The sequence below is a fragment of the Savagea serpentis genome (genome assembly GCF_015351395.1).
Classification (GTDB): Bacteria; Bacillota; Bacilli; order Bacillales_A; family Planococcaceae; genus Savagea; species Savagea serpentis.
On the sequence record NZ_JADKPV010000004.1, the window covers coordinates 97,038 to 109,895 of the forward strand.

Sequence of the window (12,858 nt, forward strand, 5' to 3'; positions counted from 1 at the left end):
CCCTCCTTTCTAGGGTGATGTCGGATCTGCAAGTGCTGGATTCGTCGTGACTTTCGTTCCGAGTGGGACAGTAATATCAATTTGTGGACTGGATACGTACACATTCATCCAATACTCCTCCTCGTCATGCTCTTTGAAGAGGGAGCTTAAATCGTACATTGTATAAGCATGTAATTTTTGCTCTTCTGATGGCTCTACATACAATCCGTCGTCTTTAAATGACACTGCTTCAACATGAGAGTATTCATCGATTAAGTAACCTTTCATATAAATTTCTCTACTTTTCGATACGCTCACTTGCACTTGATCGACTTCTTCCCAATAAACGGAGTAACTCTGTGTACTTACTCCTAAAATGTTCCCTTTCTCTCCTAATCGTAATTCCTCTGCTAATTCATCGGAAGCGAAATCTAAATACAACTCATTTCCACTTAAATCGAATGTGTACGTTTCGTCAGATTCCGGTACCATCGCTTCCATCGGTCGTTTTTCATAAGCATTTAACGGGGTCGTCTCTACGAGAAACGGTGTAACAATGGCTAATACTAAACAAGTGAGTAATGCTGCCGTCGTCACATATTTCGTCATCGAATAATTTTTAAAAGCAATATACATGAAAGCCATAATCGCGAAAAGAAAACCTACTAACAATAAGAGTGCTACTGGAAAGATCGACATTACGAACGCACCTCCGTCCGCTTTCTAAATAAATAACTGACTGTGTATAACACGACTGCCACAACCATTCCCTTTCCGAACTGTTCAACATCCGTTGCAGACTCAAATAAATAAATGATAAACGCAGCAGGTAAATTCATAATTTGAAGAATAAAGAGAATCCCAGCGGTGACGAAAAATAGTTTTGCTGAGTATCGATAAAATGAAACGATAAAATAAGATAAAGATCCAGCAATTAAACTATATCCGAAAACTCTTAACCATAATGACCCGTACAGTAGTGGGTCTTCAATGAGAAATGGATACGCCATAATGATCGTGTCATCTGAAAACATTTTCAATAACGGTGCAAATGAAATGAATAGTAACGGAATAAAGGAACCAATCATCATTTGCGTCACACTGAATGTCACATTCGCTAAATGGTGAACGCGCTTCGTCGAAATGAAACGAAACATGAGACGTTCCGTTAATTTATTCGCCAAAATCGCATTGATGGCGAAACTCCAAATGAAAATCATAATTAAGTTGAAGTCGAAGCTTTGACTGACGACGGCAATGCTACTTTCTTCATCACTTGAATACTGTGTCGTTTTAAAAAATAGTCCGACGACTTGGAATAATAAAATCGTCCCGACGCTTGCACTAAAATAGGTGCGCATCATCCATTGAAGCTGTTGTTTATAAAGTTGAGTCGGCGTCATAGTCGTTGTAAACATCATCGATTCCCCCTTTGCGGTGTTCTGTCATGTAAATGTATGCGTCAGACAGTCCGACTCCTTTTATTTGCACATTCGATTGTTGCAATTGATGACGTTCTTCTGCTGTTAGCTCATTCGGCACAATGACGTGTTGGACGGGCGCTTCTCCGAATGTCGTCACGACTTGGCTTTTCGCAATGACCGATTGAATCGTAGCTGCAGAACCGATCAATTCGACGTAACGTTGTTGAAGTTGCTCCGCTTCGTCGACATAAACCGTCTGTCCGTCATGGAGGACGACGACGTATGATAACAGTTGTTCGAGCTCTTCGATATGATGGCTCGATACGATGATCGTACGCGGATGTTCGACATAATCTTTCAACAATAGTCGATACACATCTTTACGCACACTCGCATCCATACCGTTCGTCGGCTCATCAAAATACGTAACATCCGTGCGCGCGCATAAACCGAGGACGAAACGATACGTCATATTCATCCCTTTCGACAATTTCGACTGGCGAGCGTGCGTCGGAATTTCAAAATACGCTAACAATCGCTCCGCTAAAAGACGGTCGAATTTCGGATAGAAATGCGCCATCGCGTCAAGCCCTTCTGTTAAACGCGCATTGTCGACTAAATTAAATTCATCGTCGATCAACATCGTATTCGCGCTCACTTGAATATTGTCAAAAGGCTGTTCTCCTCCGACGAATAGTTGACCTGATGTCGGTGTCGATTCTCCTGCTAACAATTTTAAAAATGTCGTCTTTCCCGAACCGTTACGACCGATTAAACCGACGAAGCTGTTTTTCGGAATGTGACAGGTGACGTTTTTCAACGCATCTTTATTTCCATAACGTTTACGTAATTGGATTGCCTCTATCATTTCTTTTCCTCCTTTTGAAAGCTCGCTTGAATCGCTTGCTGAACATCATGTTCTGTTAATCCGAGAAGTTTCGCTTGCTCAACTAAATCATCAATGATCGACTGAATAACGGTCGTCTTTCGATTCATTTTCAATTGTTGTTGCGCTCCTTCCTTCACGAACGTCCCGAGTCCGCGTTTTTTATAGACGAGATCTTGTTCTAGCAGTAATGTGATCGCTTTCCCTGCTGTTGCTGGATTCACTTGAAACAGTTCAGCGAGCTGATATTGGGAATACACTTTCGCATCTTCTGTTAAATGTCCGAGTAAAATTTCATCTTCTAACCAATTCGCAATTTGTTGATAAATCGGCTCTGTACTTGTCGCATCAAGCATTTCCTTCTCACCTCCAACCTAGTACGTTACTCAACTAATGTACTGATTGACTTAACTATACGATACAACGATGAATGACGCAAGCATTTTTATATGCCACCACTTCCTTTTTTGTGCGATAATAGTGAGAATGATTCGCATTTAAGTGAGGTGTTGTTTTTTGAAAACTGTTTTTTCTTATGCACGTCCTTATAAAATTCCTATTATCATCGCGCTCTGTTTAACTTTTTTAGAATTGAGCGTCGAATTAATTCAACCGCTCCTCATCGCTAAAATTATCGATGACGGTATTACAGCGCACGACTCATCCGTCGTCATTACGTGGGGAAGCATCATGATGGGGCTTGCCGTACTCGCTTTCGTTTCGGGTATTGTGAACTCGTACTTTTCAGCCCACGTTGCGCAAAGTTTTGCTTACGATGTGCGCAGCGCGACATTTCGTCATTTACAAAAGATGACGCTCGCTACTTTTTTAACATTCCAATCTTCTAGTTTAATTACACGCTTAACGAATGATGTCACGATCATTCAAAACTTCCTTTTTATGAGTTTGCGCATTATGACGCGCGCACCACTCGTCGTGATCGGTAGTTTAATGATGGCGTTTTTCGTCAACGTTCAACTCGCACTTTTACTTCTCGTCACCGCTCCTTTTTTAGCTATTTTTTTATGGGTGATGGTGAAACAAGGGGTCTCTATTTTCGCATCGGTACAGCGTCGATTAGATCGCGTCAACCGCATGGCACAAGAAAACTTGCGCGCGATGCGACTCGTGAAAGCGTATTTGCGTCACGCGTTTGAAACGAGCCGCTTCAATCGAGTAGCCGAAGCATTACAAAAAGATACGGTGCGCGCTTTGCGAACGATGGAACTCATCTTGCCTGTCTTGCTCTTCGTTATGAACGCAAGCTTAATGGCAGTCCTTTGGTTCGGTGCGAAACAAATTCAAACATCATCCATTCAAGTCGGTGAACTCGTCGCCGTCTTAAACTACGGACTCCGTATGACGGGTGCATTTTCGATGTTTTCATTTTTAATTATGATTTTCTCACGCGCGAAAGCTTCTTCAGAACGAATTGAAGAAGTGCTCGTTGTGGAATCGCTCGAAGACGTCAAAAGGGAGCGAGACGACATTCCTCATTGGGAGCGTCTCCGCTTTCACGATGGGTCATTTTCTTATAAAGGGAGTGACCGTCAAGCGCTACGCAATATTAACTTCGAATTAAAGCGTGGCGAAACATTGGCGATTATGGGTGCGACTGGCTCTGGTAAGTCGACACTCGTGCAGCTTATTCCGCGCCTGTTCACTCCGACATCAGGGGAAATTGTGCTCGGAGAACAGCCTTTGCAACGATGGTCGCTCTCGCAATTGCGCGAACTGATCGGCTACGTGCCACAACAGTCTTTACTTTTCACCGGGACGATTGCGGACAACTTGCGTTGGGGTGCACCTCATGCAACGGATGATGAGTTAATTGAAGCGACAACGAACGCTCAAATTCATGACGCTATTCAAGCTTTTCCGAACGGGTACGACACCGTCATCGGACAGAAAGGTGTCAATTTATCAGGCGGACAAAAGCAACGCATTTCGATTGCGCGCGCACTCATTCGAAAGCCAGAACTACTCATTTTAGATGACAGTACGAGCGCTTTGGACATTCAAACTGAGCAACAATTTTTAAATGCGCTCCAAACACTCGATGTGACGACGATCATCATTACTCAAAAAGTGATGACGGCCGAACGAGCGGATGCGATTTTATTATTGGAAGACGGACAAGTGGTCGACTACGGTACGTCTGAGCAATTAGCGAAACGCTCAGCACTTTACCAACGTCTCATCGCATCTCAAAAAGAAAGCGAGGGGAAGGAAGATGAGTGAATGGTTAAAACCGTTTCGTTATCCTAAATTATTAACGAAAGAACAAATACAAAAAGGCGCAACGCCAAAAAAGAAACAACGTTCAAGCGATTGGAAAGCTTCGTTAAAGCGCATTTGGGATGTCGTCGATGAACAGCGTCTCTTACTCATTGCAGTGCTCGCACTCGTCTTAATCAGCTCCTTACTCGCTTTAGCTGGACCCTTTTTGCTCGGAATGATCATTGATCAATATATTGTTCCTGGACAAATGGATGGACTCGGCAAAATGCTTTTGTTATTGCTTGCGATTTATTTCGGACTCTCTTTAACGATGTACGGTCAAAACTATTGGATGGCTGGCATCGCCCAACAGACCGTTTATCGTTTGCGGACGGCCCTCTTTGCGAAACTTCAAAAGTTACCAATTTCCTTTTTTGATAAGCGCCAACACGGGGAAATTATGAGCCGTTTAACGAATGATATCGATAATATTAGCCAAACATTGAACTCCTCGTTCATTCAAGTATTTTCGAGTATCATCACATTGACCGGGACAGTCGCCATCATGCTTTATTTAAGCCCACTTCTTACCGTGCTCACGATGACGATCATTCCAGTGATGTTTTTATCGATGCGCTGGATTACGCGACGTACAGGGATTTTGTTCAAAGAACAGCAACGTGCACTCGGAGAGTTGAACGGTTTTATCGAAGAATCCATTTCAGGACAAGCCGTCGTGAAAACTTTTTCGCAAGAAGCACGCATGTTAGAACAATTTCAACAAAAAAGTGAAGCGTTAAAATTGCGCGGCTTTTGGGCACATACGCATTCGGGATACATTCCGAAAGTGATGAACTTTTTAAACAACGCCTCATTCGCAATCGTCGCAGGTGTCGGAGGATGGCTCGCTCTACGAGGAGATGGACTCGTGACAATTGGAACGATCGTTATTTTCTCCGAATACGCACGTCAATTTACTCGACCACTAAACGACTTAGCGAATCAATTTAATACCGTTCTTTCCGCTTTAGCAGGAGCGGAGCGTGTCTTCGCTTTAATGGATGAAGAGGAAGAAAAAGATGATGGTGACGTATTAGAGCGTGGTGTCATTCAAGGAGATGTTCGATTTGAGGACGTTTCGTTCGGGTACGATGAAACGACAATCGTTCACGATTTATCGTTTCACGTGAAACGTGGTGAAACGGTGGCCTTCGTTGGTCCTACTGGTGCAGGAAAAACGACAATTATGCAGCTCATTAGTCGATTTTATGATACTTCTTCCGGAACGATTTATATCGACGGACGACCGATCGACACGATTGCCCGTTCTTCTTTACGAAGTGAAATGGCCTTCGTTTTGCAAGATTCCTTTTTATTCGAAATGACCGTTCGCGATAACATCCGATACGGACGTCTCGACGCAACGGAATCGGACATTGTCGAAGCCGCAAAACGAGCGAACGCACACAATTTCATTATGAAACTGCCTGATGGATACGATACGATGATTGAATCAGATGGCGGACAATTATCGCAAGGTGAACGACAATTGTTATCAATTGCCCGTGCATTTGTTGCCAATCCGAAGATCCTACTGTTAGACGAAGCGACGAGTAGTATCGATACGTTAACGGAATTGCACATTCAAGAAGCGCTCGAACGATTGATGGAAGGACGGACAAGCTTCGTCATCGCTCACCGTTTGAACACTGTTCGTCAAGCGGATACGGTTTATGTCTTACGAGATGGGCGCATCGTCGAAAGTGGCTCTCAACAACAACTCATTGAAAAACGTGGCATTTATTACGACATGTTGCAACAACAAAAAAATGGCGGCTCTCTATGATGAGAACCGCCATTTTCATTCGTTATTTTTTATCTTTTACTTCTACTTTCGTACCGTCTGCATATTTGTATTCGACTTCAATTTTCGAATAAGCGTCGATGCCTAACGCTTTCGTTACTTCAGCGATTACTTCTTCTTCACTGCTTGTATCTGTCAATTTCAAAGCATTTACGAACTCTTCTACTTTGGCAGTAGCGTCTTCGCCTTTAAATGCTTCATTTGTGACATAGTTTTTATATTCATTATCTTTTGGATCTTTTTGATCATATTCTAAATCGATCGCATCTTTACCATCTACGTCAATTTCAACTTCAAATTTTTCAAAGTTTGTTGCTGTTGTTTCTCCTGTTTGAGATTCTACAGCTGGTTTTTCAGTTTCAACTTCTGGAGTCTCCACTGTATTATCCTCTTGTTCTGTTGTCGGTGGGGTCACTTGTTGATTTGGCTCTGGTGCTTCCTTATTTCCATCATTGCCACAAGCTCCGAGTACGAGTGCTCCTGATAAAATCAATGCACTCATCGTTAGTTGTTGTTTTTTCATACGATTTCACTGCCTTTCAAAATAAAGATTTCAATCGTGTACAGTGAGTGTTTTCCCCATATTCACTTCTTTAAACATTACCACTTGCCTGCTGCATATTCGATCGTTCCTAAAAGTTGACGAATACGCAACGGAGCACCTGTATTTAATTCAATAATTCCATCAAAATATCCTTTTACTCGTTGTACCTTTAACTTACTTAACTTCATTCTCAATATGTCTTGCTCTTCGAAAAAAGGCGTAAACGTCAATTGTACACGTGAAGAATATTTTGTTTTAATGCCCCATTTTTCACTCATATTTTGTGGATTGAATAGAAATTGCAGTTCTTCATTAATGATATGTAATTTTCCATCAATGACGACACCATTGTCCGTATATCCTTTTCCATCTGTCCAACCATTCGATAAATTAAGACCAATTCGCTCATCGCCTACTCTTTGAGAAGCAACTCCCCAACACCATTCCACTTTCCTTCCCCAAATGCCTCGCATCATATTAGCGACAGAAAAGCTATATTCTGGGTGAAAATGATACTCCCGATTACCTAATGTGACAGTACCTGAGGTCGGCAGAGTGAACTGTTTCGAAGTCATTTGATACTCGTCTACCGTCGTCGGAATGACCACATTAAGAGATTCATCTTGCGTCGGATGTTCAATTTTTAAATTTGTTTGGAATGATTCTCCATCGAAAGAGGATACTCTCGCTAATAAATGTGTCACTGCTTCTTCACGCACACATTCAATTGTTAAGCCATCATGTATGAAATGGGAAGAATGAGACGGATGCGTGCCTAATGTCATTTGTCGATTAAATGTTAGGTCTACCTTTTCCATCAAAAAACGATCGGTTTCTAAATCAAAAAAAGTGACAATCCCTACTACCGTATGACTAAAATCGGCGATTAAAAAAGTAAGAACAGCTTCTTCCCCGTAAACAATCCAATGATTCCAATTTTTTCTGCGGAAAAGACGACGCTTCACATTTGCATCAATTTTCGGAATGGGTGAATAGCCAACGGTTTGCATATTCAACTTTCCCTTTGCATCGCATAATGTGAGTAACTCCATACGCATCTCTCCCCTTCTTATCTCTCCTCCCATTGTAGCAGATTTTAAAATGCTTTTCTGTAGTCCAACTTGCACAATTATTCCATTTATTGTATAAGAAGCATATGAAAAAACCTCTTTGAAAAATTCAAAGAGGTCTATTCCTACTATTTAAACATCATTGTCGCTTTTACCGCTTTTTGCCATCCATCATACAATTCATCACGACGCGCTTCTTCCATTTCTGGTTCGAATTTTTCGTCGACTTTCCAATGAGCTGCAATTTCATATTTATCTTTCCAAAATCCAACTGCAAGACCTGCGAGATATGCGGCACCGAGTGCTGTCGTCTCTTTAACGATTGGACGGTCCACTGGCACTTGAAGTAAATCTGACTGGAACTGCATAAGCAAGTTATTGCCGACCGCTCCTCCATCAACACGGAGACGTTTTAATGAAATGCCTGAGTCTTTTTCCATCGCATCGAGCACGTCTTTCGTTTGGTAAGCGAGTGATTCGAGTGTCGCACGGATAAAATGTTCTTTCGTCGTCCCACGTGTGACACCGAATATTGCCCCACGCGCTTCGCTATCCCAATATGGTGCACCGAGTCCTACGAATGCAGGGACGACGTAGACACCGTCTGTCGATTCAACGCGACGTGCATACTCTTCACTTTCTGGTGAATAACGGAACATACGAAGTCCGTCGCGCAACCATTGAATCGCACTACCCGCCACGAAAATACTTCCTTCTAACGCATATTCTACTTTACCGTCTAATCCCCAAGCGATCGTCGTTAACAAACCGTTGTCAGATTGTACTGCTTTTTCGCCGGTGTTCATGAGCATGAAGCAACCTGTGCCGTATGTGTTTTTCACCATACCTTCTTCGATACATGCTTGACCGAATAGAGCTGCTTGTTGGTCACCTGCAATTCCTGCGATTGGTACAGCACGACCGAAGAAATGATCTGTCGATGTTTCAGCATAAACATGTGAAGAAGGTTTTACTTCTGGCAACATGCTTTTCGGAACGGTTAATTTTTCTAATAAGAAGTCATCCCACTCAAGTTCATGAATGTTGTACATTAATGTACGTGACGCGTTCGTGTAATCTGTAACGTGTGCTTGTCCACCAGAAAGTTTCCAAATGATCCACGTATCGATCGTACCGAACAATAGCTCGCCTGCCTCTGCTTGTTCGCGAGCCCCTTCTACATTGTCTAAAATCCATTTCACTTTCGTACCTGAGAAGTAAGGGTCTACAAGTAAACCTGTACGTGAACGAACTTCATCTTCTAAGCCCGCTTCTCGTAATTCATGACAAATACTTTCCGATTGGCGCGATTGCCAAACGATTGCATTGTAAATCGGTTCTCCGGTATTTTTATCCCATACGACTGTCGTTTCACGTTGGTTCGTAATTCCGATTGCTTCGATTTGGTCCGGTTGAATGTTACGTTTCGATAATACGCCTGCAATAACACTGAGTACCGAACTCCAAATTTCGTTCGCATCGTGCTCAACCCAACCTGGCTCTGGGAAATATTGTGTAAATTCTTGTTGGCTCGTAAAGTGAATTTCACCTTGTTTATTAAATAAAATCGCACGTGTACTTGTCGTTCCTTGGTCTAATGATAAAATATAATGATTTTTTGTCATAATAGTTCCTCCTTTAAATTAAAAGTTAGCGCTTCGTTTTTTCGTATCGAAGAGTGACGCGATAAGAATACCGACAATCAACACTGCGACAATCCAAAACGCGATCGATGTTTCTTGTAAGAAAATTTGTTTATAAAAGAGTGCACCGAACACTCCTCCGAGAATTGGTGCCACGATTGGAACCCAAGCATATCCCCAGTCAGAATCACCTTTATCCGGAATAGGTAAGAAGAAATGAGCTAAACGTGGACCGAGGTCACGCGCTGGATTGATGGCATAACCAGTAGGCCCTCCTAAAGAAAGTCCTAACGCTACAATCAATGCCCCAACAACGAGTGGGTTCAAACCTTCTGTAAATTCATTCGCTCCGATAAATAAAATCGCTAACACTAACATAAATGTACCGATAATTTCTGTGACAACGTTTGCAAGAGGTGAGCGAATTGCTGGAATCGTTGCGAATACACCAAGTTTCGTTTCTTTATCCTCTGTTTTATAAAAGTGTGCAATATAAGCGAAGAAAACGATTACCGCACCAATGAAAGCGCCAACAATTTGTCCCGCAATGTACGGCATAATTTCATTTGTTGGGAACTCCCCAATCGCTGCCATACCGAGTGTCACTGCTGGATTTAAATGCGCTGCACTAAACGGAGCCGATGCATAAATTCCGAGTGTTACTCCGAGACCCCACCCCATCGTGATGACGATCCAACCGCCACCGTTTGCTTTTGAATCATTTAAAACAACTCCTGCGACAACGCCGACACCTAATACAATTAATACCATCGTACCGATTAATTCACCAAAAAATCCTGTCATATTATTCTCCTCCTTTTAAATTTTGGGAGGCAGAGAAATGAAAAAACCCCACACGTATGCCTAAATATGCATTCGTGTGGGGTCTCTATCCTCAGCCACTTTTTGTATTAACTTACATTCAATATAAGTGACGAGGTCCTTTGTGTCAACTACAAATTTATTTTCCACAAACTTTCGTTTGACGTTGTAACGGCATGTGCCCCTGCACGTAACGCTGCCTTCACTTGCTCTTCTGTATTGATCAATCCACCACTAATGACCGGAATGTTTGTCGTTTCTTTCACTTCGGTAATCACTTCTGGAATAATCCCAGGTAATACTTCAATATAATCTGGTTTTGTTTGACGGATGAGTGAATAACTTTTTTCTAAAGCCATTGAATCGAGTAAAAACATCCGTTGAATGGCGACGATATCTTTCTTTTTTGCCTTCAAAATAATATTCGAGCGGGTGGAAATAATGCCATCTGGTCGAATATCATGGAGTAAAAAGTCAGCAGCAAAATCATCCGTCTTCAATCCATGCACGAGATCAGCATGGATGAATATTTTTTTATCGCGACGTTTCGCTTCTCTACGGATGAGTGCTAATTGGCTAATGTGAACATCTAATAAAACGAAAGTTTGAAAAGATGATTCCATAATTTTTTCAAATTGTTGCATTTGTCTTAACGCTGGCAATATCTTTTGCGTTAGCATACGCTTCCCTCACTATTCAGCAATTGCTTCAGTCGCTCGTTCAATTTCTACACGTAATTGTTGTTCATATTGATTGCGCATATCATCTTTCCATCCAAAGTACTGTTGCATTACATTCGTCACTTCGTCTTTCCATTTTAATGCATAATCGATATTGAATAAAATGTATCCTGTACGGCGCAATAAGAAGTCGACAGGTGTCATCGCCATTTCTGCTTCCATCGCGTACATTAATTGTCCGTAAAGATCATCTGGTAATTTCGAGTCATTGCTGTCCATATAGCTTACAACTTGCCCGATATTGCTACCGTATAATCGAACGAGATGAACAGCGCGGTTCTTTTCGATGCCACGTTCTACTAATTTATTCGATTCTGTTTCGATAAATTGTGGTAATGCATCAGAACCTCCGATTTTACCACCTGAAATCGGCAGATGTTTCGTACGGCTATTCGTATATAAAATATAATTTTCTTGTTTAAATTGTTTCACGATGCGATCGACAATTGTTTCTGCCATTTTACGATAACCTGTTAATTTACCGCCCGCAATCGTCATAAGTCCTGATTCTGAAACCCATATTTCATCTTTACGTGAAATTTCTGAAGGATTTTTCCCATCTTCATGAATTAACGGACGAACTCCTGCCCAGCTGGACTCGATATCTTCTTCTTTCACTTCAATATCTGGGAAGATGTATTCAATCGCTTTTAAAATATACGCACGGTCGGACGATGTGACTGTCATGCGCTTTGGATCTCCTTCATAAAATGTATCCGTCGTACCGACATATGTTTTTCCTTGACGCGGAATCGCAAAGACCATACGTCCGTCTGGTGTATCGAAGTAGACCGCTTGTTGAAGTGGGAAGGTTTGTTGGTCAAAGACGAGGTGAACGCCTTTTGATAATTGAAGGTGTTTTCCTGCTTTTGAACCATCCATTTCACGCACTTCATCGACCCATGGACCCGCTGCGTTTACGACGACTTTCGCATTGATTTCAAACGACTCTTTCGTTTTTAAATCTTGTGCGACGACGCCTGTCACTTTTCCGTGAGAATAGACGAAGTTTTCCGCTTTTACGTAGTTTGCGACAACTGCACCGTATTCGATCGATTCTTTCATGACTTCTGTCGTTAACCGAGCATCATCTGTACGATATTCGACGTATAAACCGCCACCTAATAAACCGTCTTTTTTCACGATTGGAACTTTTTGTTCGACTTCTTCACGTGATAACATCGTACGGCGTTCTGACTTTTTCACTTGCGCTAATGTGTCGTATACTTTTAAACCGATTGAAGTTGAGAAACTACCGAATGTTCCTCCTTTATAAAATGGGAGTAACATTTGAACAGGTGTTGTTACATGTGGACCGTTTTCATAGACAATCGCACGTTCGCGACCGAGTTCGGCTACTTCTTTAATTTCAAATTGCTTTAAATAACGTAATCCTCCATGGACGAGTTTCGTTGAACGACTCGATGTACCATGTGCGAAGTCTTCCATTTCTAATAATGCGACACTCATACCTCGTGATGCTGCATCGAGTGCGATTCCGACTCCTGTAATTCCACCTCCGATGACGACGACTTCAAATGACTCTGATTGTAAACGTTTAATCATACTTTCACGTTGTTTTGTCATATTTTCCCTCTCCTTTATAATAAAAAAGAGACCTCTCAACAAAGGTAGTGCGGAAAACACACTTCCTGTGAAAGGTCTC

12 protein-coding genes are annotated in these 12,858 nt (G+C 42.0%); 2 read left to right on the forward strand and 10 right to left on the reverse strand.

The window, feature by feature from the left end:
• Positions 1-9: 9 nt before the first annotated feature.
• Genes IRY55_RS08935 through IRY55_RS08950 form a run of 4 tightly spaced genes read right to left on the reverse strand, consistent with a single transcriptional unit; the run spans position 10 to position 2,645 of the window.
• Positions 10-678: a hypothetical protein gene (locus IRY55_RS08935; RefSeq protein WP_194562968.1), complete on the reverse strand. Its 669-nt coding sequence runs from the start codon at positions 676-678 to the stop codon at positions 10-12.
• On the reverse strand, positions 678-1,397 hold the full coding sequence (locus IRY55_RS08940; RefSeq protein WP_194562969.1) for a hypothetical protein: 720 nt from the start codon (positions 1,395-1,397) through the stop codon (positions 678-680). The genes IRY55_RS08935 and IRY55_RS08940 overlap by 1 nt, the downstream gene beginning before the upstream one ends.
• Positions 1,360-2,271, reverse strand: a complete 912-nt coding sequence (locus IRY55_RS08945; protein ID WP_194562970.1) for an ATP-binding cassette domain-containing protein — start codon at positions 2,269-2,271, stop codon at positions 1,360-1,362. The genes IRY55_RS08940 and IRY55_RS08945 overlap by 38 nt, the downstream gene beginning before the upstream one ends.
• The gene (locus IRY55_RS08950; protein ID WP_194562971.1) at positions 2,268-2,645 is read right to left on the reverse strand and encodes a GntR family transcriptional regulator; all 378 of its coding nucleotides are present in this window, start codon (positions 2,643-2,645) and stop codon (positions 2,268-2,270) included. The genes IRY55_RS08945 and IRY55_RS08950 overlap by 4 nt, the downstream gene beginning before the upstream one ends.
• Positions 2,646-2,805: 160 nt before the next feature.
• Between IRY55_RS08950 and IRY55_RS08955 the strand changes: the two genes are divergently transcribed.
• Entirely contained in the window at positions 2,806-4,530 is a 1,725-nt protein-coding gene (locus IRY55_RS08955) for an ABC transporter ATP-binding protein (RefSeq protein ID WP_194562972.1), read from the forward strand.
• Positions 4,523-6,355 carry an ABC transporter ATP-binding protein gene (locus IRY55_RS08960; RefSeq protein ID WP_194562973.1) on the forward strand — a complete coding sequence of 611 codons (1,833 nt, stop codon included), beginning with the start codon at positions 4,523-4,525 and terminating at the stop codon, positions 6,353-6,355. The genes IRY55_RS08955 and IRY55_RS08960 overlap by 8 nt, the downstream gene beginning before the upstream one ends.
• Before the next feature lie 22 nt (positions 6,356-6,377).
• Here IRY55_RS08960 and IRY55_RS08965 read toward each other — a convergent pair whose 3' ends face one another.
• The 6 genes from IRY55_RS08965 to IRY55_RS08990 all read right to left on the reverse strand — a co-directional run bounded on the left by IRY55_RS08965 (position 6,378) and on the right by IRY55_RS08990 (position 12,779).
• Positions 6,378-6,896, reverse strand: coding sequence for a YusW family protein (locus IRY55_RS08965; RefSeq protein ID WP_194562974.1), 519 nt, complete (start codon positions 6,894-6,896; stop codon positions 6,378-6,380).
• A 77-nt stretch (positions 6,897-6,973) separates the two neighbouring features.
• Complete coding sequence (locus tag IRY55_RS08970; protein ID WP_194562975.1) at positions 6,974-7,969, reverse strand: DUF2804 domain-containing protein; 996 nt, start codon at positions 7,967-7,969, stop codon at positions 6,974-6,976.
• Between the two features lie 146 nt (positions 7,970-8,115).
• On the reverse strand, positions 8,116-9,612 hold the full coding sequence (gene glpK / locus IRY55_RS08975; protein ID WP_194562976.1) for a glycerol kinase GlpK: 1,497 nt from the start codon (positions 9,610-9,612) through the stop codon (positions 8,116-8,118).
• Between the two features lie 18 nt (positions 9,613-9,630).
• Positions 9,631-10,434: an MIP/aquaporin family protein gene (locus IRY55_RS08980; RefSeq protein ID WP_194562977.1), complete on the reverse strand. Its 804-nt coding sequence runs from the start codon at positions 10,432-10,434 to the stop codon at positions 9,631-9,633.
• 149 nt (positions 10,435-10,583) lie between these two features.
• A complete protein-coding gene (locus tag IRY55_RS08985) occupies positions 10,584-11,132 on the reverse strand; it encodes a glycerol-3-phosphate responsive antiterminator (protein ID WP_194562978.1) in 549 nt (182 codons plus the stop codon).
• A 12-nt stretch (positions 11,133-11,144) separates the two neighbouring features.
• Positions 11,145-12,779, reverse strand: coding sequence for a glycerol-3-phosphate dehydrogenase/oxidase (locus IRY55_RS08990; RefSeq protein WP_194562979.1), 1,635 nt, complete (start codon positions 12,777-12,779; stop codon positions 11,145-11,147).
• Positions 12,780-12,858 lie beyond the last annotated feature (79 nt).